Raw genomic sequence first — 23917 nt, 5'->3', positions numbered from 1 at the left:
AACTCGAAGTGGAGTGCTCCTTTCCATGAAGGCATCTCGTATCGCCGCCGCCGCTGCCGTCGCCGGCTCGGCCGTTGTCGTCCTGTCCTCCCCCGCCTTCGCGCACGTCTCCGTGCAGCCGGAGGGCACGGCCGTCAAGGGCGGCTACGCGGTCGTCGACTTCAAGGTCCCGAACGAGCGCGACGACGCCTCGACCACCAAGCTGGAAGTCACCTTCCCGACCGACCACCCGCTGGCATCCGTGATGCCGGAGCCGATCAGCGGCTGGACCGTGAAGGTCACCAAGTCGAAGCTGGCCAAGCCCGCCGAGATGCACGGCGAGACGATCACCGAGGCCGTCACCAAGGTCACCTGGACCGCGACCGGCAAGGGCGTCGAGCCGGGCTACTTCCAGAAGTTCCCGGTCTCCGTCGGCATGCTGCCCATGGACGCCGACCAACTCGTCTTCAAGGCGCTGCAGACGTACTCCGACAAGCAGGTCGTGCGCTGGATCGAGGTGCAGAAGGACGGCGAGGAGGAGCCCGAGAACCCGGCTCCGACGCTTGAGCTGACCTCCGCATCGGCTTCCGGCGCGACCGCCGAGGACGCCGCCGCGAAGACCGAGAACACCGCCGCCGACACCACCTCCGCCGCCGACTCCTCCGACACCACCGCCCGCGTCCTCGGCGTGGTCGGCATCGTCGTGGGTGCGGCGGGCGTGGCGTACGGCGTTCTCGCCGGCCGGCGGCGTACGACCGTCTGAGGCCCGTCCGCTCATGGTGCGCACAGGGGTCCGTGCGACTCTTGCGTACGACCCCGGTGCGCGCCGGAGCTCTCACAACTGGGACATTTCTCTATGCGCAAGAAGACGTTCGCGGCGGCCGCGCTGCTCGCCGCCGCCACCCTGACGCTCTCCGCCTGCGGCAGCGGCGACGACGGCAAGAGCCCCGTCGCCATAGTCTCCGAGGACACCGCGACGCAGGCCGCCACCGTGCTCGACACCCCGTTCACGAAGCCGGACCTGGTCCTCACGGACACGCACGGCAAGAAGTACGACTTCCGGGCGGAGACCAAGAACCGGCCGACGCTGATCTACTTCGGCTACACCCACTGCCCCGACATCTGCCCGCTGACGATGAACAACATCGCGGTCGCCAAGAAGTCGCTGCCCAAGGCCGAGCAGGACAAGCTGCTCGTCGTGTTCGTCACCACCGACCCGGCCCGGGACACCGCGCCGGAGCTCGGCAAGTGGCTCAAGGGCATCGACACCCAGTTCGTGGGCCTGACCGGCGACTTCGCCACCATCCAGGCCGGCGCCCGCACCCTGGGCATCTCCATCGAGCCGACCTCGAAGGACAAGAACGGCAAGCTCGTCTCCGTCCACGGCACCCAGGTCGTCGCGTTCTCCCCGAAGACCAACGGCGGTTACCTGCTCTACGGCCAGGACACCACCGTCGACGACTACACCAAGGACCTCCCCAAGATCATCAAGGGGGCGACTCCGTGAGGCGGTTCGCCGGGCCCGTCGCGGTGCTGACCGGAACGCTGGTCCTCACCGGCTGCGGCGGCTCGGACGACGCGAAGGCCGAACTCTCCGCGAGCTCCGCCTACATTCCCCAGCCGGTCTCGGACATGGCGGCGGGCTTCCTGGACATCGCCAACAAGGGCGGCGCGAAGGACGAGCTGACCTCCGTCACCAGCGACCTCGGCCCCGTCTCCGTGCACGAGACGGTCGGCCAGGCGATGGAGGAGGTGAAGTCCCTCGATGTGCCCGCACACGGTCAACTCGTGTTCAAGAGCGGGGGCAACCACCTGATGTTCGACAAGCTGAAGCACACGCTGAAGCAGGGCGACCGCGTGACCGTGAAGCTGCACTTTGCCAAGTCCGGCCCCCTCACGGTTGAGATGCCCGTGAAGTCGGCGACGTACAACCCCACGACCGGGCACTGAGGGAGGGACCCCCACCTTGAAGACGACCATCACCCCCCGAGTCCGCACGCTGGTGCTGCTGCTCCTGGCCGTCGTCGGCATGCTGTTCGCGGGTGCCGGGACGGCCTCCGCGCACGCCGCCCTGACCGGCAGCGACCCCTCTTCGGGGGTGGTGGTCAACAAGGCTCCGACGCAGGTCTCGCTCACCTTCTCCGAGAAGGTCGCGACGAACGACGACTCGCTGCGCGTCCTCAACCCGAAGGGCAAGCGCGTCGACGTCGGCAAACCGTCCAACATCAGCGGCACGACGTACGCCGTGCAGATCCGCAGCGGGCTGCCCGACGGCACGTACACCGTGGCCTGGCAGGTCGTGTCGGCGGACAGCCACCCCGTCGGCGGCGCCTTCACCTTCTCGATCGGCTCCCCCTCGAAGACCACCGTCTCCGCTTCGGCCGAACAGGACGTCGGCGGCGGGCTCGTGGGCGGGCTGTACGGCTTCGGGCGCTACATGTCGTACGCCGGCTTCATCGTCATGGTCGGCGGCGCCGCCTTCGTCCTGGCCTGCTGGCAGCGCGGCGCCGGAGTGCGCGCCCTGCAGCGGCTGGTCGTCTCCGGGTGGGTCTCGCTCACCGCGGCGACTCTCTGGCTGCTGCTCCTGCGCGGCTCGTACACGACCTCCGGGAAGGTCGGCGACATCTTCGACCTGAACCTCCTCGGGCAGGTCCTCCAGACCAAGACGGGCGCCTCGCTCGTCTCCCGGCTGCTGCTGCTCGCCGCCGCCGCGCTGTTCATCGCCGTCCTCTTCGGGGCGTACGACAAGCGGGAGGACGAGGAGAAGCGGGACCTGACCTTCGGTCTCGCGATCGGCGGCAGTGTGGTGGCCGCCGGGCTCGCCGCGAGCTGGGCACTGTCCGAGCACGCCTCGACCGGGCTGCAGCCCGGCATCGCGATGCCCGTCGACGTCGTCCACCTGCTGGCCGTCGCGGCCTGGCTCGGCGGACTCGCCGCCCTTCTCGTCGCGCTCTACCGGGCGCCGTCCGACAACCCGGTCGAGCGGGCGGCCGTACAGCGCTTCTCGCGCCTCGCGTTCGGCAGTGTCCTCGCGCTGGTCGCGACCGGGATCTACCAGTCCTGGCGCCAGCTCGGCTCCTGGTCCGCGTTCACCGACACCGGGTACGGGCAGCTGCTGCTCGTGAAGATCGGGCTGGTGGCGCTGCTCGTCGGCATCGCGTCGATCTCCCGGCGCTGGACAAGCCGACTGGCGGACACCGCCACGGACGCGGTCGAGACGGTCGCCGAGGAAACAGCGGCGACCGAGGAACGCGAGCCGGAGAAGGAGCACGTGACGGCGTCCGCCAAGACCGGCGGCTCGTCCGCCAAGGCCGATGCGAATGCGACCCCGTCCGCCACATCCGGTGACTCCAAGCGCGCGGCCCAACTCGCCCGCCAGCAGGCCGCCGTGGACACCACCCGGCAGAAGCGGCTCCGCGACGCCGACCCGAACCGCTTCGGTCTGCGCCGCTCGGTTCTCGCCGAGGCCGCCGTCGCCATCGTCGTCCTCGCGGTCACCACGGCCCTGACGACCACCGAACCGGGCCGCACCGAGGAGGACGCCAAGGCGGCCAAGGCATCGTCCTCGTCCTCCTCTTCATCGTCCGCCGGCGCCCTGACCCTGGACATGTCGTTCGACACCGGCGGCAAGGACGGCAAGGGCGTCATCCGGCTCGACCTCGACCCCGCGCGGGTCGGCGGCAACGAGATGCACGTCTATGTGCAGCGGCCCAACGGCCGGGCCTTCGACGTCCCCGAGGTGAAGGTCGCCTTCACCCTCGCCGCCAAGAAGATCGGCCCGCTGCCCGTGACGCCCGACCGCATCGCCACCGGGCACTGGGCCGCGAACGGAATCCAGATCCCCATGGCGGGCGACTGGAAGATCTCGGTGACCGTGCGAACCTCCGACATCGACCAGACGACCGTCGACAAGAACGCGCAGATCGGCTGAACCACGCCATGCCTGACCAGTCCCTTCCCGAGGCCCGCAGCGCAGAGGCACCTCCTGGGGAGACCGTTTCCGAAAACGCCTCCCCAGGGGAGGGCATTTCCCGCCGACGACTCCTCGGTACGGCCGGTGCCACCGGGCTTGTGCTCGGTGCGGCGGGCGGGGCCGTGGGGTACGCGGCCGCGCCGGCCGGGGCCACACCGCTCACCTCGCTGGGCGAGGACATGGCAATGTTTCACGGGAAACATCAGCCCGGCATCACCGAGGGCCTCCAGGCACGCGGTCACCTCGTCGCCTTCGACCTCGCGGCGGGCGCGAGCCGCAAGGAGGCGGCGGCCCTGCTGCGCCGCTGGTCGACGACCGCGCAGCGGCTGATGGCGGGCGAGGCGGCGGCGCAGGAGGACACGGATGTCGCCCGGGACGCGGGGCCCTCGTCGCTGACGATCACCTTCGGCTTCGGCAACTCCTTCTTCTCCCGTACGGGACTGGAGAAGCAGCGGCCCGTCTCCCTCGACCCGCTGCCCGACTTCTCCTCCGACCAACTCGACAAGTCCCGCAGCAACGGCGACCTGTGGGTGCAGATCGGTGCCAACGACGCGCTGGTCGCCTTCCACGCCCTGCGCACGATCCAGAAGGACGCGGGCAGCGCGGCCAAGGTCCGCTGGCAGATGAACGGCTTCAACCGGACGCCGGGCGCCACGGCCCACACCATGACGGCCCGCAACCTCATGGGCCAGCTCGACGGCACCCGCAACCCCAAGCCGACCGAGTCCACCTTCGACAAGCGGATCTTCGTGCCGGCGTCCGGTTCGACCGACCCGGCCTGGATGGCGAACGGCTCCTACGCCGTCGTACGCCGTATCCGCATGCTCCTCGACGACTGGGAGAAGCTCTCGGTCGGCGCCCAGGAGAACGTCATCGGGCGCCGCAAGTCCAACGGGGCGGCGCTCTCCGGGGGCGCCGAGACGACCGCGATGGACCTGGAGAAGACCGACGCGAAGGGCGCCCTGGTCGTCCCCATCAACGCGCACGCCCGGATCGCCCGCCCCGACCAGAACGGCGGCGCGGCGATGCTCCGCCGCCCCTTCTCGTACCACGACGGCATCGCCGCCGACGGCACCCCGGACGCCGGGCTCCTGTTCGTCTGCTGGCAGGCGGACCCGCTGCGCGGCTTCGTCACCGTGCAGCGGAAACTCGACCGCGGCGACGCCCTGTCGACATACATCCGGCACGAGGCGAGCGGCCTGTTCGCGGTGCCGGGCGGGGCGGCGGAGGGCGAGTACGTGGGGCAGCGGCTGCTGGAGGGGTGAGTCGTCGCCCGTTGGGGTGGCCGGGTCGAGAAGGGTGCACCGGGTTTCGCAAGGCCCATTAGGGTGAAGTCATGCCAGCCAGCTATGCGTATCTCGGCCCTGAGGGCACCTTCACCGAAGTCGCCCTGCGCACGCTTCCCGAGGCGGCCACCCGGGAGCTGATCCCGTACGTGTCGGTGCAGTCCGCGCTGGACGCGGTGCGCACCGGTGAGGCCGAGGCCGCGTTCGTGCCGATCGAGAACTCCGTCGAGGGCGGCATCACCACCACCCTGGACGAGCTGGTCGCGGGTGCGCCGCTGATGATCTACCGCGAGGTGCTGCTGTCGATCACCTTCGCGCTGCTGGTCAGGCCCGGCACGAAGATCTCCGACATCAAGACGGTCTCCGCGCACCCCGCCGCCCAGCCGCAGGTCCGCAACTGGATGAAGGCGAACATCCCGGACGCCCTGTGGGAGTCGGCGGCCTCGAACGCGGACGCCGCCCGCCTGGTCCAGGAGGGCCGCTACGACGCCGCCTTCGCCGGTGAGTTCGCCGCCGCCCGGTACGGTCTCGAGGCCCTGGAGACCGAGATCCACGACGCGGAGAACGCGCAGACCCGGTTCGTGCTGGTGGGCAGGCCCGCCCGTCCCGCGGCCCCGACCGGCGCGGACAAGACGTCGGTCGTGATCTGGCAGCGGGACGACCACCCCGGCGGTCTGCGCGACCTGCTGGGCGAGTTCGCCACCCGGGGCATCAACCTCATGCTGCTGCAGTCCCGCCCGACCGGCGCCGGCATCGGCAACTACTGCTTCTGCATCGACGCCGAGGGGCACATCTCCGACCGCCGGGTGGCCGAGGCCCTGACCGGGCTCAAGCGGATCTGTCTCCAGGTGCGCTTCCTCGGTTCGTACCCGCGCGCGGACGTCGGCGTGGACGGGGTGCGGCCGCTGTTCCCGGGGACCTCGGACGAGGAGTTCCTCGCGGCGGCCGACTGGGTCGCGCACTGCCAGGACGGCCGTTTCTGACCCGCAGTGGGCCGGTGGTGCACGGGCAGTGCGCCGGTAGTACCTGCGTATCTTCGTTATCCACAGAAGTTATCCACAGGCGCACTTCTCGACCTGGGGACAAGTCGACAGTGGAGCACGACTCTGTCGACAAATCGCCCTACAGCCCACAGGGGTGGGCACCGGCGCGTAGGTCACTCTTCGTCCACCCGTTTCCTTCGGGCAATCCTATGGAGCGACGCAATTCCACCCGAAAGTGGGTGTGAGGGACGTTTGGGTCGGGAATTCCTCGACTCAAGGACCCCTTTCGGAATGATCACTTCCGGCATCCACAGATCTTCCACACACCCTGTGGATAACTTTTCCGGGAGGTGGATTCCTGTGGACAACCGCGACCTCAAGTCCCGTTTCCCACAAGGGATTCGGGTCAACCGGCCGCCCCGCGCCTGCCCCGTTCCAGGGAATGGGACGCGTTTTTATTGACCCGCGTCGACATGTGCCGACACTCTGCGCAATTGCCGCATAACTGGATGTAAGACGCAGTTCGGAATGCTGAGTCGTGAGCCGGAACTCGGCACCGGTAGCCTGGTCCGCGTGATTGACCTTCGCCTGCTCCGTGAGGACCCCGACCGTGTGCGCGCGTCCCAGCGCGCCCGTGGAGAGGACGTCGCGCTCGTCGACGCTCTCCTGTCCGCCGACGAGCGGCGCAGGTCGTCCGGCGTCCGCTTCGACGAGCTGCGCTCCGAGCAGAAGGCGCTCGGCAAGCTCATCCCCAAGGCCTCCGGCGACGAGAAGGCCGAGCTGCTCAAGAAGACGGGCCAGCTCGCCGCCGACGTCAAGGCGGCCGACGCCGAGCAGCACGAGGCGGACGAGGAGACCAAGCGCCTCGCGCTCCAGCTCGGCAACCTCGTGCACCCCGATGTGCCCGTGGGCGGCGAGGAGGACTTCGTCGTCCTCGAGACGCACGGCACGATCCGCGACTTCGGCGCCGAGGGCTTCGAGCCCAAGGACCACCTGGAACTCGGCGAGGCGCTCGGCGCCATCGACGTCGAGCGCGGCGCCAAGGTGTCCGGCTCGCGCTTCTACTACCTCACCGGCGTCGGCGCCCTGCTGGAGCTGGCGCTCGTCAACGCGGCGATCGCGCAGGCCACGGAGGCCGGCTTCATCCCGATGCTGACCCCGGCGCTGGTCCGCCCGCGCGCCATGGAGGGCACCGGCTTCCTCGGCCAGGCCGCGGAGAACGTGTACCACCTGGAGAAGGACGACTTCTACCTCGTCGGCACCTCCGAGGTCCCCCTCGCCGCGTACCACATGGACGAGATCCTCGACGCCGACAAGCTCCCGCTGCGCTACGCGGGCTTCTCCCCGTGCTTCCGCCGCGAGGCGGGCACCTACGGCAAGGACACGCGCGGCATCTTCCGCGTGCACCAGTTCGACAAGGTCGAGATGTTCTCGTACGTCCTCCCCGAGGACGCGGAGAACGAGCACCAGCGGCTCCTGGACTGGGAGAAGCAGTGGCTCACCGCCCTCGAACTCCCCTTCCAGGTCATCGACGTGGCCTCCGGCGACCTCGGCGCGTCGGCGTCCCGCAAGTTCGACTGCGAGGCGTGGATCCCGACCCAGGGCAAGTACCGCGAGCTGACCTCGGCCTCCAACTGCGACAGCTTCCAGGCCCGCCGGCTCTCCGTCCGCCTGCGCGACGACAAGAAGGTCCAGCCGCTGGCGACGCTGAACGGCACGCTGTGCGCCGTACCCCGCACGATCGTGGCGATCCTGGAGAACCACCAGCTGGCGGACGGTTCCGTGCGTGTGCCTGAGGTACTGCGCCCGTACCTCGGCGGCCGTGAGGTCCTGACGCCGGTCGCCAAGTGAGCACCGGCTTCCCGTACAAGCTGATCGCGACCGACCTCGACGGAACGCTTCTGCGCTCCGACGAGTCGGTCTCGCCGCGCACCCGTGCCGCCCTCGCGGCGGCCACGGAGGCCGGTGCCGCGCACATCGTGGTGACCGGCCGCGCGGTCCCCTGGACCCGCCACATCCTCGACGACCTCGGCTACGCGGGCCTCGCGGTCTGCGGCCAGGGTGCTCAGGTCTACGACGCCGGGGCGCACCGCTTGCTGACCTCGGTCACCCTGGACCGTCAACTGGCCGGGGTGGCACTCGCCAAGATCGAGGCGGAGGTCGGCCCGCTGTTCCTGGCGGCGAGCCGGGACGGCCTGGACGGCGATGTGCTGGTCGGCGACGGGTACGCGGTGACGGGCTCGCTGCCGTCGACCCCGCTCACGGACGTGTCCGAGCTGTGGGCGGCGCCGCTGAACAAGATCTACATCCAGCACCCGACTCTCACGGACGATCAGCTCGCCGAGGCGGCGCGGGTGGCCGCGGGCGGTTTCGTCTCGGTCGCGCTGGCCGGCGAGGGCATCGTCGAACTGCTTCCGCTCGGCCTCACGAAGGCGACCGGTCTGTCGTTGGCCGCCCGCCGTCTGGGCCTGAAGGCCGCCGACACGGTTGCCTTCGGCGATATGCCCAATGACATCGCGATGTTCGGGTGGGCGTCTCACGGCGTGGCTATGGCCAACGCGCATGAGGAGCTCAAGGCTGTGGCGGATGAGGTGACGTCTTCGAATGAGGAGGACGGGATCGCGGTGGTGTTGGAGCGACTGTTGGGCTGAGGTCGTCGTATGGCTGCGGGTCCGGTGGGGGCTGGTCGCGCCCACGCGGCGGAGCCGCACAGTGTCACAGCCCCGCGCCCCTTTAGGTGGGACCAGGTGCCCTGGGTCAGATTGCTGGTGTCTTGCGGAGGATGCACGAATCGAACGTGCGCGGGCTTTCCAGGCCCGACCTGGGCTTAGCAAGCCCGTGCCTTACCACTCGGCCAATCCTCCGGGAGGGCGGCCCACGCGAGAATGAGTCGCGTGCTCGAAGCGGCCGCCCCGGGCAGCTCCCCGTGGTGGGCGGCTCGACGGAGGGGTAACTACTCCGGAGACCGCCGCGGGCTGCCCTGAAGGGAGTCGGACGTACTGTCGTGCATCGACATCGTCCAGCTCCTCTCCCAGTCGGTGGCGCCGGCTGATCCGGCGTCGACACAACAACTGTGCCTGTACGCCGAGTTGGACGCCACCGAATAAAAGGGCAGCCGCGTGACGGCTAACGCAGACGCCACCTGCGCCGACGTGCCTTGCTGAAGAACCAACCCGCGGGCGGTTCGTCCGAGCGCCAGGGCTGCGGCTCGGGCGACTCGTTGCGCCAGCGGGCCGCGAGCATCCGGGCGCGGGCGGACGGCTCGGCCGTCTCGGCGGACCGTATGAAGTCGTCGTCCAGGACCAACTTGTCCCAGCCGTCCCCCGGCTCGGCCTGACCGCCGCCGTACGTTGCCTCTCCAGCCATCCCCGTTCCTCCTAGCCGTGCGTCCCGTTTGCCCAGTGTGCCCGGACAGAGATGAAGCCCCCGTCAAGATCAGGACCTGTCATTTCCGCAGCAGGCCCGGTCATTCCTCGCCGACGAGCTTCAGCGAGCGCAGCTTCTGTCCGGCGTACCAGGTCGCTCCCACCGTGACCGCGACCAGGAACACCGTCGCCGTGGTCAGTCCGACGTCCGAGGTCACCAAGTCGCCGCCGGCCACCTTGTGGGCGACGGCCAGGGACCACTGCTGGACGCTCAGCGTGCGGGCGCCGGCGACCAGGGAGCCGAACAGTGCCTCCCAGACGAGGGCGTAGACGAGTCCGAAGACCACCGCGTGCCGGGACACCGTGCCGAGCAGCAGGAAGAGTGCCGCGTAGGCGATGGAGGCGACCAGGGCGGCCACCGTGTAGGCGACGGCGATCTGTTGGCCGTTGCCGTTGAGGATGAGTCCGGAGATCAGCATGGGGACCGCCGAGAACACCATGGTGACCGCGACCGCCACGATCAGCTTGGTGAAGATGATCGTGGGCCGCTTCAGCGGCTTGGACAGCAGGTACACCACCGAGCCGTCGTCGATCTCCGGTCCGATCGCGCCGGTGCCCGCGATGACGCCGATGATCGGCACCATCGTGGCGAGACCGAGCCCGCCCAGGACGTCCACCGCGGTCTGGTCGTCGGCGCCGGCGAGGCCCCGTACCACCACGGAGATCGCGATCAGCAGGAAGGGCAGGGCGCCCAGGATGAGGGCCCGGCGCCGGCCGAGCAGGGCCCGGTAGGTGAGTCGGGCGACTGTGGGGTCGTACATCTCTTGGCCTCCTACGCCGCGACGAGATACGAGAAGACGGACTCGAGGGACTCGTCGGACGGCGAGACCGTGAGCAGCCGGATGCCGTGGTCCTTGGCCACCCGGGGCAGCAGGGCCGTGAACCGGCCGAAGTCGACGGCCTGGATGCGCAGCGCGCCCTCGGCCAGGTCGACCTCGATGCCGGACGTCGACGGGTCGGCGATCAGCGCGGCCGCGAGGGCGCGGTCGTCGCTGGAGCGGACCAGATAGCGGTGCGGGCGGTCGGTCATCAGGCGGCGGATCTTGCGGAAGTCGCCGCTGGCCGCGTGCCGTCCGGCGACGACGACCTCGATGTGCCAGGCGAGCTGCTCGACCTCTTCGAGGATGTGGGACGAGAACAGCACCGTGCGGCCCTCGTCGCCCATCCGCCGCAGCAGGTCCATGAGTTGCATGCGCTGGCGCGGGTCCATGCCGTTGAAGGGCTCGTCGAGGAGCAGGAGCGAGGGGTCGTGGACCAGGGCCGACGCCATCTTCACGCGCTGGCGCATGCCCTTGGAGTACGTGGAGATCTTGCGGTCCTGCGCGTACTCCATCTCGACCGTGGCCAGGGCCTTCTGGGCGGCCTTGGCGCCGAGGCCGTGCAACTCGGCGTTGGCGACGACGAATTCGCGTCCCGTGAGGAAGTCGTACATCGCCTCGCGCTCGGGGACGATCCCGATGTGCTTGTAGATCTGCTCGTTGCGCCACACCTGCTGGCCGTCGAGGGTGACGGTGCCGGTGGAGGGGGCGAGGAAGCCGCCCATCATGTTGATGAGGGTGGACTTTCCGGCGCCGTTCGGGCCGAGGAGTCCGGTGACGCCGGGGCCGACGTTCATCGTGATGTCGTTGACAGCGACCACGTTGCCGAACCAGCGGGAGACGTGGTCGATGGAGAGCGTGGTCACAGGCCCACCTTCCGGTAGCGGCGGATCAGGAGGCCGTAGGTCGCGGCGATGAGGCCCAGGACGGCGAGGACGTAGACGACGCCTTCCGCGTGGCTGGGGCCGACGCCTCCGGGGAACGCCGACGTCGCGCCCAGGAAGGCCGACTGCAGCCCGTCGATGAGCGTGACGGGCGAGAAGAGGCCGATCCAGGGGATGGCGTTCGTGGCGTTCTGCGCGTCGGCGATCGCCTGGAGGGTGGAGACGGCGCCGTAGGAGATGGTCAGTACGGCGATGACGGCGGCGATGCCGAAGCCGCGGCGCGGGGTGACCGCCGCGATGACCAGGCCGATGCCGGCGAAGAGCAGGGAGAGGAGGGTCACGGAGACGAGTCCCTGGGCGAAGCCCTTGGTCTGGTCGGCGAAGTCGAGCTTCGCGAGCAACGCTCCTACGTAGAGCACGATCAGCGGGGCGGCGGTCAGGATGAACATGGCCGAGGCGAGGGCCGCGAACTTGGCCCTTACGTAGTCGGCGGTCTCGATCGGCCGCGAGAAGTACAGCGGTACGGTCTTGAAGCGCAGGTCGCGCGAGACGGACTGGGGTGCCTGCGAGGCGACGTAGAGGCTGATGACGGCCTGCATGATGATCGCGTAGCGCGTGTAGTCGACGGGCAGGTCCTTGGCCTTCGTGGCGACCGCGACGGCCACCATGATGGCCGCGGGCACGCACATGACCACGAACAGCAGCATCGGCAGCACCTTGGACTTCACCGAGCGGCCGAGGCCGTAGGCGCCGCGCAGGGACTGCGAGTAGAGGGAGCGGCGGGCGTAGGCGCGGCCCAGGCGGGGGCCGTTGTAGTTGCGGTAGCCGATGTTGTGGATGCGGGTCTGGTCGCCCGGCTGGGGGACCAGGGGCTGGTCAATTGCCATGGCCTACGGCCTCCTTCCGCTCTGCGTCGTTGTCAGTGCCCGTGTCGGCGCCGGTGTCGGTGAAGACCTCGGAGATGTGGTGCCTGCGCTGCTCCATGCGCACCAGTCCGAGGCCGAGGTCCGCGATCACGTCGCGGATCAGGTCGTACGTCTCATCTCCCGTGGCGGTCAGGAGCAGGACGTGGCCCGCGCCGGGCAGGCCGCTGCTGTCGTGGGTGTCCACCCCGCGCGCGTGGAGCGCCTCGCGCACCGCGCGGGTGCCGTCCGGGTGCTCGTCGGTGTCGGTGACCTCGATGGCGAGGGTCGTCGTGGTCTGGGTGAAGTCCGTGGTGGAGCTGGAGCGCAGGAGCTTGCCGCCGTCGACCACGATCACGTGGTCGCAGGTGCGCTCCAGCTCGCCCAGCAGGTGCGAGGTCACCAGCACCGAGATGCCGAAGTCCGTGTAGATACGGCGGATCAGGCCGAGCATCTCGTCGCGGCCGACCGGGTCGAGGCCGTTGGTCGGCTCGTCCAGGAAGACCAGCTGCGGGTCGTGGACGAGGGCCTGCGCGAGCTTGACGCGCTGCTTCATGCCCGTCGAGTAGCCGCCGATGGGGCGGTAGCGCTCCTCGTACAGACCGACATGGCGCAGCGTGTCCGCGGTGCGCTCGCGTGCCGCGGTGGGCGGCAGGCCGGACATGCGCGCCATGTGGACGACGAACTCGGTGGCCGAGACGTCGGGCGGCAGACAGTCGTGCTCCGGCATGTACCCGACGCGCTCGCGGATGTCGGCACCCTTGGTGGCGACATCGAGTCCGAGCACTTCGGCTCGGCCCTCGGAGGCGGGGGACAGACCCAGCAGGATCTTGATCAAGGTCGACTTGCCGGCTCCGTTGGCACCGACGAGCCCCGTCACACCGGGGCCGACGTCCACGGAGAGCCGGTCAAGCGCGGTCACCCTGGGGAACCGCTTGCTCAGGCTTTCGGTCGCGATCACAGTCACGTCTACGAAGGTAGTGACGCGGACCACTGCGGTCGTCACCCCGCAGAGCTGTCCTCGCGTCAGACTCCAGACGTACGGGCCCGTAGGGGATGCCCCTACTTGAGGGCTACGCGACCGGCCCACGCACTTATCCACAGGTAGAGATCAAGGCTATTGACGCAGCCTCTAACAACTGTCACATTCACCAGTGTCAAGTTACGAGCACGTACCGCAGTCAATGTGGACAGGTGGGGCGGTGGCATGACTACGGCGGTGACACGCGAACTCTCCGCGGAACTGCGGGGGTTCAGAGAGGTCCAGCGGCTGGCGTACGAGTGCGCCGAGGCCGTCGCGGCCCGGCTGGAGCCCGGGGTGACCGAGCGCGACGCGGCGCGGATGCAGCGGTCGTGGCTGCGCGCGCGGGGAGTGCGGGACTGGTTCCATCTGCCCTTCGCCTGGTTCGGCGACCGCACGGCGTTCACGAACTTCCGGGTGCCGCTGCAGTTCTTCCCCACGGGCCGCCGGCTGGAGCCCGGGATGCCGTTCATCCTGGACATGGCCCCGGTGTACAAGGGCTTCACGGCCGACATCGGGTATTCGGGCTCCCTGGGGGCGAACCCGGTGCAGGACAGGCTGATGGCCGACCTGGAGGCGCATCGCGAGCTGCTCCTGCGCGAGGTGCGCGAGCGGCGCCCGCTGCGCGAGATCTACGAGGACGTGGACCGCCTCATGGTCCGCCAGGGCTACGCCAACCGGCACCGCGCGTACCCCTTCGGCGTGATCGCGCACAAGGTCGACCGGGTCGCCGAACGCCCTTGGTCCCCGCGGCTGTTCGGGTTCGGCACCCAGGCCCTGAAGGGCCTCGCGAGCGACGCGCTGCACGGCCACCGGGACGGCTGGTCCCCGCTGTGGTCGCCGTACCGCTTCTCCGACCATCCGCCGCACCCGGGCCTGTGGGCGGTCGAACCGCATCTCGGATTCCGGGGCACGGGCGCCAAGTTCGAGGAGATCCTGGTCGTCACCGACTCCAAGGACCCCGAACAGAGCGCCTTCTGGCTGGACGACGATCTGCCGCACGTGCGGCGCTGGGCGGAGGACAAGTGACGCTTGAGGGTGCGCGGGAGCGCCGGGTGCGGACCGGCGGAGTCGAGCTGTGCGTGGCCGAGTTGGGGGACACGTCGAACCCCACGGTCGTCCTGGTGCACGGCTACCCGGACAGCAAGGAGGTGTGGTCCGAGGTGGCCGGCCGCCTCGCCGATCGCTTCCATGTGGTGCTCTACGACGTCCGGGGCCACGGCAGGTCCACGGCCCCGCAGCCGTTGCGGGGCGGGTTCACCCTGGAGAAGCTGACGGACGACTTCCTGGCGGTCGCGGACGCGGTCAGCCCGGACCGGCCGGTGCACCTGGTGGGGCACGACTGGGGCTCGGTGCAGTCCTGGGAGTTCGTCACCGTCGGGCGCACGGAGGGCCGTATCGCCTCCTTCACGTCGATGTCCGGGCCGTCCCTCGACCACTTCGGGCACTGGATCAACAAGCGCCTGACCCGGCCCACCCCGCGCCGCGTCGGCCAACTCCTCGGCCAGGGCGCCAAGTCCTGGTACGTGTACCTGCTGCACACGCCCGTGCTGCCCGAACTCGCCTGGCGCGGCCCCCTGGGCAAACGCTGGCCGAAGATCCTGGAACGCGCCGAGAAGGTCCCCCGGGGTGACTACCCGACCTCCTCCCTGCCCACGGACGCGGCCCACGGCGCCTGGCTGTACCGGGACAACGTCCGGGCGAGGCTGCGCAGGCCGCGCCCGGACGCCTACGCGCACGCGCCCGTGCAGCTCGTCACGCCCCTGGGGGACGCGTTTCTCTCCGAGCGGCTCTACGACGACCTGGAGCTGTGGGCGCCGGGGCTGGTGCGCCGCACGCTGCCCGCCAAGCACTGGATCCCACGCACGCGGCCCGATCAACTGGCTTCCTGGATCACGGAGTTCGTGGCCGCCAACGAAGGAGGTGCGGTGCCCGCCGGCGAAGGAGGTCCGGTGACGGCCACGGGGACGGGCAAGTACGCCGAGCGGTTCGGCGGCCAACTGGTGCTGGTCACCGGCGCGGGCAGCGGCATCGGGCGGGCCACGGCGTTCGCGTTCGCCGAGGCGGGCGCGCGCGTGGTGGCCGTCGACCGGGACGCGGAAAGTGCCGCCCGCACGGCCGAGTTGGCGCGGCTGATCGGTGCCCCCGAGGCCTGGGCGGAGACCGTCGACGTCTCCGACGAGCAGGCCATGGAGAAGCTCGCCGAGAAGGTCGCCGGGGAGTACGGGGTGGTGGACGTCCTGGTGAACAACGCCGGAATCGGACTCTCCGGTTCCTTCTTCGACACCACCCCGGAGGACTGGAAGAAGGTCCTGGACGTCAACCTGTGGGGCGTGATCCACGGGTGCCGGCTCTTCGGGAAGCAGATGGCCGAGCGCGGCCAGGGCGGCCACATCGTCAACACGGCGTCGGCGGCGGCGTTCCAGCCCTCCAAGGTGCTGCCCGCCTACAGCACCTCCAAGGCGGCCGTGCTGATGCTCAGCGAGTGCCTGCGCGCGGAGTTGTCCGGGCAGGGGATCGGCGTCTCGGCGATATGCCCGGGCCTCGTCAACACCAACATCACCTCGACCGCGCACTTCGCCGGGGTCGACGCCGACGAGGAGAAGCGGCGCCAGAAGAGGTCGGCGCGGCTGTACGGGCTGCGGAACTACCCGCCGGAGAAGGTCGCCGACGCCATCCTGCGGGCGGTCGTCCGCAACGAGGCAGTCGTGCCCGTCACCCCGGAGGCGCGCGGCGCCCATCTGCTGTCCCGGTTCGCCCCGCGCGCGTTGCGGGCGATGGCCCGTGTGGAGCCGCCGCTGTGACCGCCGCGCACGAGCACGACGTGAGCGAGCACCACGCGATCGCGCCCCGCCGGGTCTCCTTCGACTGGTCGCGCACCCCTCTGCACTGGATTCCGGGCGAGCCGACCGCCACCCATGTCATCAACGTGCTGCATCTGCTGCTGCCGGCGGGGGAGCGGTGGTTCGTGAAGGTCCTCAAGGAGGGCCTGCCACTGGTCAGGGACCCCCAACTCCTCGCGGACGTCAAGGGGTTCATGGGCCAGGAGGCCACGCACAGCGTGCAGCACGCGCACGTGCTGGACCATCTGGCGGCCCAGCGGCTCGACACCGCCGACTTCACGAAGTACGTCGACTTCCTCTTCGAACGGCTGCTCGGCGAACGCCCGCCGCTCGGCGCGCCGGTGCCGGAGCGCGAGTGGCTGCGCTTCCGGCTGGCGGTCGTCGCGGCGATCGAGCAGTTCACGGCGGTGCTGGGCGACTGGATCCTGGCCGCCGAGGGCCTCGACCGGGCCGGCGCCGACGAGATCATGCTCGACCTGCTGCGCTGGCACGGCGCCGAGGAGGTCGAACACCGCGCGGTGGCCTTCGACATGTTCCAGCACTGCGGAGGCCGCGGACTCCCCCGGTACACCCGCCGTATCGCCGGCATGGCGGTCACCGCGCCCATGATGCTCTACCTGTGGGCCTGGGGCACGGCCCACCTGATCCGCCACGACCCGCAACTCGCCGGACGCGTCCGCTACTCGCTCTCCGAGCACAACAAGGCCGTACGGAAAGGTCTGTTGCCCACCTGGCGGTCGCTCGGCGCGGCCGTCCCGCGCTATCTGCGGCGCTCCTACCATCCGTCGCGGGAGGGATCGTTGAGCAGGGCGGTGGAGTACCTGAGGAGGTCACCGGCGGCGCGGGCGGGGGCGGCATGAGTTCCGGGTCCGGGGTGGGCACCACCTCCCGTCCCGGCGAGGCCGCCTACCGGATCGAGGACCTCGCGCAGCTCAGCGGGGCCACCGTCCGGACGATCCGCGCCTACCAGGACCGCGGCCTGCTCCCCCGCCCCGAGCGGCGCGGGCGGGCCAACGTGTACGCCGACGTCCATCTCGCCCGGCTCCGCCAGATCGCCGACCTCCTCGACCGCGGCTACAGCCTGGCCTCCATCAAGGAGTTGCTGGAGGCCTGGGACGCGGGCCGGGGGCTGGGCGGGGTGCTCGGGCTGGCCGCCGAGGTCGACGGGCCGTGGACCGACGAGGAGGCGGTCCGGATCTCCCGCGCCGAGTTGGAGCAGCGCTTCGGCGGCGGCTCGGACGACGCGGCCGTCGCCGAAGCCGTAGAACTCGGCGTCCTGGAGCCGGTCCCCGGAGACACCGACTCCTTCCTGGTACCGAGCCCCCAAGAGCTGGCGGTGGCCGTCGAGTTGCACGCGTCCGGCGTCCCGCTGTCCGCGATCTCGGCCCACCTACGGGAGTTGAGGGTCCAGGTCGAGCACATCGCCTCCCGTTTCCTGGAGTTCACCACCGAACACGTCTTCGCCCGCTACCTCGACGGACCGCACCGTCCGACGGACGCGGACGCGACCGAGGCGGCCTCACTCGTACGACGACTGCGTCCCCTCGCGCAGCAGACCGTGGACGCCGAACTCGCCCGCGCGATGCGTCTGTTCGCCAACCGGTCGCTGCGCCGGCACCTCGGGGCGGCGGAGCCCTCGCGGTCCGTGTCCTCGTCACGTTCCGTGGCCGTGCCCGAGACGACAATGCGGGCCGTGGAGGGGTTGGTTGGTCCTGCGAGGGCGGCCGAGTTCATCGCGCTGGCGGCCGAACGGGAGCTGCGGGCAAGGGCGTTGGATGCGCTCATGCCAAGGAGTGGGCCCCCAGCTGATCTTGAAGAACAGGTGTGACATGACAGGGAGTTATCCACAGAAACGCCAATTCCCCTGTGGATAACTACAGTTGGTTGTGGATCAAACATCGGCGATAAAAGAAAATGCGTGATCCACGTCTCTCCCGTCATGCTGAGCGGATGGATGAAAGACGCACCGTGAAGGTGTCGAAGTACCTCTCGAAGCACCTGCGCCACCAACCCGAGCGGATCGGGCTCACCCTCGACGAGGCCGGCTGGGTCGAGATCGACACGCTGATCGCCGCCTGTGCCGCACACGGGTTCCGGTTCAGCCGTCAGGAACTCGACCATGTGGTGGCCACGAACGACAAGCAGCGCTTCGCGATCGAGGGCACCCGTATCCGCGCCAGCCAGGGCCACAGCATCGAGGTCGACCTCGGGCTGCCCCCGGCCACCCCACCGCCGTACCTCTTCCACGGGACGGTCGCGCGCAACCTGGACGCGATCCGGGCCGAGGGGCTCAGGCCCATGAACCGCCACGCCGTACACCTGTCCGCCGACCGCGAGACCGCGACCCGTGTCGGAGCCCGGCGTGGCCGGCCTGTCGTGCTCTCCGTGGACGCGGGCGCGATGCATGGCGACGGGCATGTGTTCCGGGTCAGCGAGAACGGGGTGTGGCTCACGGAGGCGGTACCCGTGGGCTACCTGCGGTTTCCCGAGTCGCACTGACCGCTGAGCAGTCGCGTGGGGTGGCGGTTTCACGTGAAACATGCCCGGCCGCCCAGCCGGTCCCGGCGGAGCGGCCCCAGGGATCGCCGACTCAGCGGAGCTGCGTCAGAGCCTCCATCGCGATCTGCTCGAAGACCTTCTCGTCGGCCGCGAAGTCGGAGTCCGGGATGGGCCAGTGGATCACGATGTCGGTGAAGCCCAGTTCCTGGTGCCGGCCCGCGAAGTCGACGAAAGCGCCGAGGGACTCCAGCGGACGACCGCGATCAGGAGTGAACCCGGTGAGCAGGATCTTGTCGAGCCCCGCCACGTCGCGACCGATCGCCGCGCAGGCATCGGCCAGCTTCTCGACCTGCCCCCGAAGGGCGTGCACCGACTGCTCCGGAGTGCCGCTCTCGAACAGCCGGGGATCACCGGTGGTCACCCACGCCTGTCCGTACCGGGCGGCGAGCTTCAGACCACGAGGACCGGTGGCCGCCACCGCGAACGGCAGCCGGGGCCGCTGCACACACCCCGGGATGTTCCGAGCCTCGTGCGCCGAGTAGAAGTCACCCTCGTACGACACCGAGTCCTCGGTGAGCAGCCGGTCGAGCAGCGGAACGAACTCCCCGAACCGGTCGGCGCGCTCCCGCGGGGTCCACGGCTCCTGCCCGAGCGCCGTGGCGTCGAACCCGGTACCACCCGCCCCGATGCCCAGCGTGACGCGCCCGCCGGAGACGTCGTCGAGGGAGATGAGCTCCTTGGCGAGGGTCACCGGGTGGCGGAAATTGGGCGACGTGACGAGCGTGCCCAACCGCATCCGCTCGGTGACTCCCGCAGCGGCCGTCAGCGTCGGCACGGCCCCGAACCACGGACCGTCCCGGAACGTGCGCCAGGACAGGTGGTCGTACGTGAAACCGGTGTGGAACCCGAGCTGCTCCGCCCGCTGCCATGCCTCGCGGCTCCCCTCGTTCCAGCGGCGGTACGGGAGGATCACGGTGCTCAGACGCAGACTCATGGTTCAGAGCCTACGGCGCGGTCGTCCTGCTCCGCCGCCTGACGGCCGCCCTCAGAACGGCCCAGACGAGTATCACCTCGACGATTCCCGCGACGGCGTGCACGGACGGTGCGTACGTATCCGGTCCGGGGCTGTACCCGTCGAATCCGAAGACGACCGCGAGCAACAGGAACACGACAGTGGTCAGTGTGCCCGCCGGAAATGTGATGACGGACACCACTACAGACGCGGCGTCCATGCCGTGCTCGGCGCTGAGGAAGTCGAGCCCGAACACCACCACCAGGTACACCGCGGCGAGAATGAGACCGGTCCTGCGGGACAGGGGGAATTGCATGGTTCCTTCTTCTGGGCCGGTCAATGGTCGCCCATGGTGTTGATGTGGTGGGTCAGGTCCTTGAGGTTACTGATCAGGGATGGCAGGGCGTCAACCACTCACATGTGCGCACCGCCGCACGGGCGTGCGGGCATATGCGGGAGAATGGCACGGTGACCTCAGCGACTCGACAGCCCGAGACCCCGGCCTCCGCCGTCCCGCCACGGCTGATCGCCACCGACCTGGACGGCACTCTGCTGCGCGACGACAAGTCGGTGTCCCCCCGTACGGTGGCCGCTCTGGCGGCTGCCGAGGAGGCGGGCATCGAGGTCTTCTTCGTCACCGGCCGCCCGGCCCGTTGGATGGACGTGGTCAGTGACCATGTCCACGGCCACGGCCTGGCGATCTGCGGCAACGGCGCCGCCGTGGTCGACCTGCACGGCGGCCCCGGCGCCCACCGCTTCGTGAAGGTCCGCGAACTGGCCCGGGAGAACGCCGTCGACGCCGTACGCCTGGTGCGCGAGGCGGCGCCCGGCACGGTGTACGCGATCGAGCAGACGTACGGCTTCTACCAGGAGCCGGCGTATCCGAAGCTGCACATGGAGATACCGGACACCCTCGCGCCCGCCGAGAAGCTCCTGGCGTCGGACGCCCCGGGGGCCGACGAGCCGGTGCTGAAGATCCTCGCGTTCCACCCCGAGCTCGATCCGGACGCCTTCCTGGCCACCGCCCGCCTCGCCCTGGGCGACCGCGCGAACGTCACCCGCTCCAGCCCCAGCGCCCTGCTGGAGATCAGCGGGCCCGGTGTCTCCAAGGCGAGCACGCTCGCCCTGTGCTGCGCGGAGCGCGGGATCGCGCCCGAGGAGGTCGTCGCCTTCGGGGACATGCCGAACGACGTCGAGATGCTCACCTGGGCCGGACGGTCGTACGCGATGGGCAACGCGCACCCTGCCGTGCTCGCCGCGGCCTCGGGGCGGACCGTGGACAACAACGAGGACGGTGTGGCGGTCGTCATCGAGCGGATGCTGGCGGAGCGGCGGCCGTAAGGGACGTCCATCCGGAGCACGCCCCTTACCTGGACGCCCTAGCCGACCGGCACCCCTCGCTGTGCCAGCCACGGCAGCGGATCGACCGCCGATCCCAGCTCCGGGGTGACCCGTACCTCGAAGTGCAGATGCGGGCCGGTGGAGTTGCCGGTCGTGCCGGACTGGCCGATCCACTGGCCGGTGGTCACACGGTCCCCCTGGTCGACGGCGACGGCCGCGAGGTGGGCGTACTGCGTGTAGTAGCCGCCCGGGTGCTCGATCACGATCGCGATGCCGAAGGCACCTCCGCACGACACGCGTACCACCCGGCCCGCTCCGGCCGCCCGCACCGGCGTGCCGATGGGCACCGCGAAGTCCTGGCCGGTGTGACGGTTCGCCCAGCGGGAGCCGCCGCTGCCGAATCCCGCGGACAGTTCTACGGTCTCCACCGGTGTGACCCAGGGGGTGGTGACGCGCGTCGGCGGCTGGTCGAGGCGGACGGCGCCCCGGCAGGAGCCCGACGCGACCGAGGCGTCCGCCTGACCCTGCAACTGCCCGCGCGCTTCGTCGAGTTTCCGCTGGATGCCCTGCTTCAGGTCGGCGAGTTCGGCGTTCCTCTTCTCCAGTGCCCGCCACTGCGACGCGGCACTCGCCTCGTCTGCGGCGAGCCGTACCTCGGCCCGGTGACTCCTGCCGATCGCGTTCTCCACGGCCAGGTCCGCCTGGGAGAAGACATGCTGATCGCGCATCAGATCCTCAGGACTGTCCGCCAGGATGATCCGGGCCGCCATCGGGACACCGCCGCCGCTGCGGTACTGGGCACGGGCGATCCGGCCCAGGTCCTCGTGCAGCCGCGAGATCTCCTGCCGTTCGCCGTCCAGTTGAGCCTCGACCCGCTGGGCGCGGGCTCGCTGCGCGTCCGCCTCCCGCCGCCCGGCCTCGTACCGCTGGGTCGCCAGGGCCGCGTCCTGGTACAGCCGCGCCACCTGCGCGCTGATGCCCACGGCGGGCTGATCGTCATCACCTGGCCGGGCCGCCAGCACGGCGATCGCGCACAGCAACACCGGAACGAGCAGCGGATGACGGCGAGATGAGCCCATGTCAGCGATCGTGACCCGCGCGCCGGACCGAGGCCCTGTTCACGTCGTACGCATGGGGGGACGCGTTGCTGCGAACGGCTCAGCGGATGCCCATGGTGACGGGCTCAGAAAGCCCATGAGGACGGGCTCAGTGGGGCGCCTGCCACACCACCGTCGTACCGCCGCCTCCCTCGCCGACGCCCGGCCCGTACCAGCTGTCGCCACCCAGGGATTCGGCCCGCCGCTTGAGGTTCTTCAGGCCGCTGCGCCGGCCGCCGGCCGGGATGCCCACCCCGTCGTCCGCGACGGTGAGCCGTACACCCGGGCGCCCGTCCGGCAGGGTCGCGGTCGCGTCGACGACGACCTCGATCCGGGTGGCCGCCGCGTGCCGGAACGCGTTGGAGAGGGCCTCGCGCAGGGCCGCGATGAGGTTCTTGCCGGTGAGGTCGCCGACTGTCGTGTCGACCTCGCCGACGAAACGGTGCGCGGGAGTGAAACCGAGCGGCACGGCGGCCATGTTGATCTCCCGCAGCACCCGCGTGCGCAGTCCGGAGGGCGCCTCGGCGGGTCCCTGCTGGAGCGCGAAGATCGCGGTGCGGATCTCCTGGATGGTGACGTCGAGTTCGTCGACGGCGCTGCCCACCCCCCGCCGCACCTCGGGCACGAGCGGGCCGCGCTGGGCGCTCTCCAGCATCATCCCGGTGGCGAACAGCCGTTGGATGACCAGGTCGTGCAGGTCGCGGGCGATCCGGTCGCGGTCCTCGTACACCGCGAGCCGCTCCCGGTCGCGCTGTGCCTCGGCCATCATCAGCGCGAGCGCGGCCTGCGAGGCGAACTGGACCGCGAGGGTGCGTTCCGCCTCCGTGAACGGCCGCTCGCCGCGCGCGCGAGGTGTGACCAGGGCCCCCAGGACGCGCCCTCCGCTCTGCAGGGGCAGCGCCATGATCGGCCCGTACGCGCGCGCGAGGGCGCTGAGCATACGGGGATCGGTGGCCGCGTCCGCCACGAACACCGGCTGTCCGTCGAGGAGTCGCGCGACGATCTCGCTGTCCGGCGGGACGACCCTGCCGAGTTGGTCCGACAGCTGTTCCGAGGCCACGGCGACGATCTCCATGCCGCCCTCGGCGGCGGGCAGCAGCACGATCCCGGCCGCCGACCCGGACAGCCGGCGGGCCCGTTCCGCGACGACCTGCAGCGCCTCCTCGGCATCCCCGCCGGACAACAGGGCGGTCGTGACGGCCACCGACCCGTCGATCCACCGCTCGCGCTGCTGGGCGGCCTCGTACAGACGGGCGTTGCCGATGGCGATACCGGCCTCGGTCGCCAGCACCCGGACCATGTTGACGTCGTAGTCGTTGAAGGGGTTCCCGCCGCGCTTCTCGCCCAGATAGAGGTTGCCGAAGACCTCTCCCTGGACGCGGATGGGAACGCCGAGGAAGGCGCGCATCCGGGGGTGGTGTCGGGGGAAGCCCCAGGAACGCGGATCCTCGGTCACATCTGCGAGCCGGACCGGCTCCTGCTCCCGGATGAGCGCGCCGAGCAGCCCTTTGTGCCCGTCGGGAAACCGCCCGATGCGCCGCGCGGTCCCCGCGTCGACCCCGTGGAAGACGAAGTCGGCAAGCGCGTCGCCGTCCTCGTCGACGACGCCGATCCCCGCGTAACGGGCGTCCGTCAGCGTGGCCGCGGCCTCGCAGATCCGCTCCAGCGTGGAGTGCAGTTCGAGCCCGCTCCCCACGGACCGCATCGCCGCCAGCAACTGCGGCACGCGGGCGGCCGGTTCGGCCGACAGTCCCGGGGAGGGTGGCGGCGGGGGACCGGGACGCGCGGCGGCTGACATGCCACGAGCCTAATTAGTCCCCTTTATCACGGAAAGTCGAGCGCACCGACGGCAAG

General features: G+C 70.1%; 23 protein-coding genes and 1 tRNA gene. 14 read left to right on the top strand and 10 right to left on the bottom strand.

Going from position 1 to position 23917, the window contains the following annotated elements:
* Positions 1-25 precede the first annotated feature (25 nt).
* The 8 genes from OO70_RS25960 to OO70_RS25925 all read left to right on the top strand — a co-directional run bounded on the left by OO70_RS25960 (position 26) and on the right by OO70_RS25925 (position 8872).
* A complete protein-coding gene (locus OO70_RS25960; protein WP_043676206.1) occupies positions 26-742 on the top strand; it encodes a YcnI family copper-binding membrane protein in 717 nt (238 codons plus the stop codon).
* Positions 743-835: 93 nt separating this feature from the next.
* Complete coding sequence (locus OO70_RS25955) at positions 836-1486, top strand: SCO family protein (RefSeq protein WP_043676204.1); 651 nt, start codon at positions 836-838, stop codon at positions 1484-1486.
* Positions 1483-1929 carry a copper chaperone PCu(A)C gene (locus tag OO70_RS25950; RefSeq protein ID WP_043676202.1) on the top strand — a complete coding sequence of 149 codons (447 nt, stop codon included), beginning with the start codon at positions 1483-1485 and terminating at the stop codon, positions 1927-1929. Before OO70_RS25955 ends, OO70_RS25950 begins: the two co-directional genes overlap by 4 nt.
* 16 nt (positions 1930-1945) lie before the next feature.
* Positions 1946-3910, top strand: coding sequence for a copper resistance CopC/CopD family protein (locus OO70_RS25945; RefSeq protein ID WP_043676200.1), 1965 nt, complete (start codon positions 1946-1948; stop codon positions 3908-3910).
* A gap of 8 nt (positions 3911-3918) precedes the next feature.
* Positions 3919-5217, top strand: coding sequence for an iron uptake transporter deferrochelatase/peroxidase subunit (gene efeB, locus OO70_RS25940; RefSeq protein ID WP_043676198.1), 1299 nt, complete (start codon positions 3919-3921; stop codon positions 5215-5217).
* Between the two features lie 71 nt (positions 5218-5288).
* Positions 5289-6221: a prephenate dehydratase gene (gene pheA, locus OO70_RS25935; RefSeq protein WP_043676196.1), complete on the top strand. Its 933-nt coding sequence runs from the start codon at positions 5289-5291 to the stop codon at positions 6219-6221.
* A 573-nt stretch (positions 6222-6794) separates the two neighbouring features.
* Positions 6795-8072, top strand: a complete 1278-nt coding sequence (serS, locus tag OO70_RS25930) for a serine--tRNA ligase (protein ID WP_043676311.1) — start codon at positions 6795-6797, stop codon at positions 8070-8072.
* Positions 8069-8872 carry an HAD family hydrolase gene (locus OO70_RS25925; protein ID WP_043676194.1) on the top strand — a complete coding sequence of 268 codons (804 nt, stop codon included), beginning with the start codon at positions 8069-8071 and terminating at the stop codon, positions 8870-8872. The genes serS and OO70_RS25925 overlap by 4 nt, the downstream gene beginning before the upstream one ends.
* Before the next feature lie 125 nt (positions 8873-8997).
* Here OO70_RS25925 and OO70_RS25920 read toward each other — a convergent pair.
* From OO70_RS25920 to OO70_RS25895, 6 genes are all read right to left on the bottom strand, one after another.
* Positions 8998-9085, bottom strand: a tRNA-Ser gene (locus OO70_RS25920).
* A gap of 262 nt (positions 9086-9347) precedes the next feature.
* Positions 9348-9587, bottom strand: a complete 240-nt coding sequence (locus OO70_RS25915) for an SGM_3592 family protein (protein WP_043676192.1) — start codon at positions 9585-9587, stop codon at positions 9348-9350.
* Positions 9588-9687: 100 nt separating this feature from the next.
* Positions 9688-10407, bottom strand: a complete 720-nt coding sequence (locus OO70_RS25910; protein WP_043676188.1) for an ABC transporter permease — start codon at positions 10405-10407, stop codon at positions 9688-9690.
* An 11-nt stretch (positions 10408-10418) separates the two neighbouring features.
* Positions 10419-11330 (bottom strand): ABC transporter ATP-binding protein, encoded by a 912-nt coding sequence (locus OO70_RS25905; protein ID WP_043676185.1) that lies wholly within the window; start codon positions 11328-11330, stop codon positions 10419-10421.
* A complete protein-coding gene (locus OO70_RS25900) occupies positions 11327-12235 on the bottom strand; it encodes a membrane protein (protein WP_043676182.1) in 909 nt (302 codons plus the stop codon). Before OO70_RS25900 ends, OO70_RS25905 begins: the two co-directional genes overlap by 4 nt.
* Positions 12225-13211 (bottom strand): ABC transporter ATP-binding protein, encoded by a 987-nt coding sequence (locus tag OO70_RS25895; RefSeq protein ID WP_043676308.1) that lies wholly within the window; start codon positions 13209-13211, stop codon positions 12225-12227. The genes OO70_RS25900 and OO70_RS25895 overlap by 11 nt, the downstream gene beginning before the upstream one ends.
* Positions 13212-13457: 246 nt before the next feature.
* Between OO70_RS25895 and OO70_RS25890 the strand changes: the two genes are divergently transcribed.
* The 5 genes from OO70_RS25890 (at position 13458) to OO70_RS25870 (ending at position 18613) form a co-directional block, all read left to right on the top strand.
* Positions 13458-14300, top strand: coding sequence for a M24 family metallopeptidase (locus OO70_RS25890; RefSeq protein WP_043676175.1), 843 nt, complete (start codon positions 13458-13460; stop codon positions 14298-14300).
* Positions 14297-16075 (top strand): SDR family oxidoreductase, encoded by a 1779-nt coding sequence (locus tag OO70_RS25885; RefSeq protein WP_043676174.1) that lies wholly within the window; start codon positions 14297-14299, stop codon positions 16073-16075. Before OO70_RS25890 ends, OO70_RS25885 begins: the two co-directional genes overlap by 4 nt.
* Positions 16072-16974: a metal-dependent hydrolase gene (locus OO70_RS25880; RefSeq protein ID WP_043676173.1), complete on the top strand. Its 903-nt coding sequence runs from the start codon at positions 16072-16074 to the stop codon at positions 16972-16974. Before OO70_RS25885 ends, OO70_RS25880 begins: the two co-directional genes overlap by 4 nt.
* Positions 16971-17942: a MerR family transcriptional regulator gene (locus OO70_RS25875; RefSeq protein ID WP_051741601.1), complete on the top strand. Its 972-nt coding sequence runs from the start codon at positions 16971-16973 to the stop codon at positions 17940-17942. Before OO70_RS25880 ends, OO70_RS25875 begins: the two co-directional genes overlap by 4 nt.
* Positions 17943-18064: 122 nt before the next feature.
* Positions 18065-18613 (top strand): RNA 2'-phosphotransferase, encoded by a 549-nt coding sequence (locus OO70_RS25870; protein WP_106971764.1) that lies wholly within the window; start codon positions 18065-18067, stop codon positions 18611-18613.
* 91 nt (positions 18614-18704) lie between these two features.
* On the opposite strand, the gene OO70_RS25865 is transcribed toward OO70_RS25870, so the two are convergent.
* A complete protein-coding gene (locus tag OO70_RS25865) occupies positions 18705-19607 on the bottom strand; it encodes an LLM class flavin-dependent oxidoreductase (RefSeq protein WP_043676169.1) in 903 nt (300 codons plus the stop codon).
* Positions 19608-19617: 10 nt separating this feature from the next.
* Positions 19618-19941 (bottom strand): hypothetical protein, encoded by a 324-nt coding sequence (locus OO70_RS25860; protein WP_043676167.1) that lies wholly within the window; start codon positions 19939-19941, stop codon positions 19618-19620.
* A 134-nt stretch (positions 19942-20075) separates the two neighbouring features.
* On the opposite strand from OO70_RS25860, the gene OO70_RS25855 reads away from it, so the two are divergent.
* A complete protein-coding gene (locus tag OO70_RS25855; protein WP_199827404.1) occupies positions 20076-20966 on the top strand; it encodes a Cof-type HAD-IIB family hydrolase in 891 nt (296 codons plus the stop codon).
* Between the two features lie 38 nt (positions 20967-21004).
* On the opposite strand, the gene OO70_RS25850 is transcribed toward OO70_RS25855, so the two are convergent.
* A complete protein-coding gene (locus OO70_RS25850; RefSeq protein ID WP_043676163.1) occupies positions 21005-22045 on the bottom strand; it encodes a M23 family metallopeptidase in 1041 nt (346 codons plus the stop codon).
* Between the two features lie 127 nt (positions 22046-22172).
* A complete protein-coding gene (locus OO70_RS25845) occupies positions 22173-23861 on the bottom strand; it encodes a sensor histidine kinase (RefSeq protein ID WP_043676160.1) in 1689 nt (562 codons plus the stop codon).
* Positions 23862-23917 lie beyond the last annotated feature (56 nt).

It is taken from the genome of Streptomyces xylophagus (assembly GCF_000716435.1).
GTDB classification, from domain to species: Bacteria; Actinomycetota; Actinomycetes; order Streptomycetales; family Streptomycetaceae; genus Streptomyces; species Streptomyces xylophagus.
The sequence above is the reverse complement of the archived record's forward strand: the minus strand, read 5'-3'. Positions and strand labels throughout refer to the sequence as shown.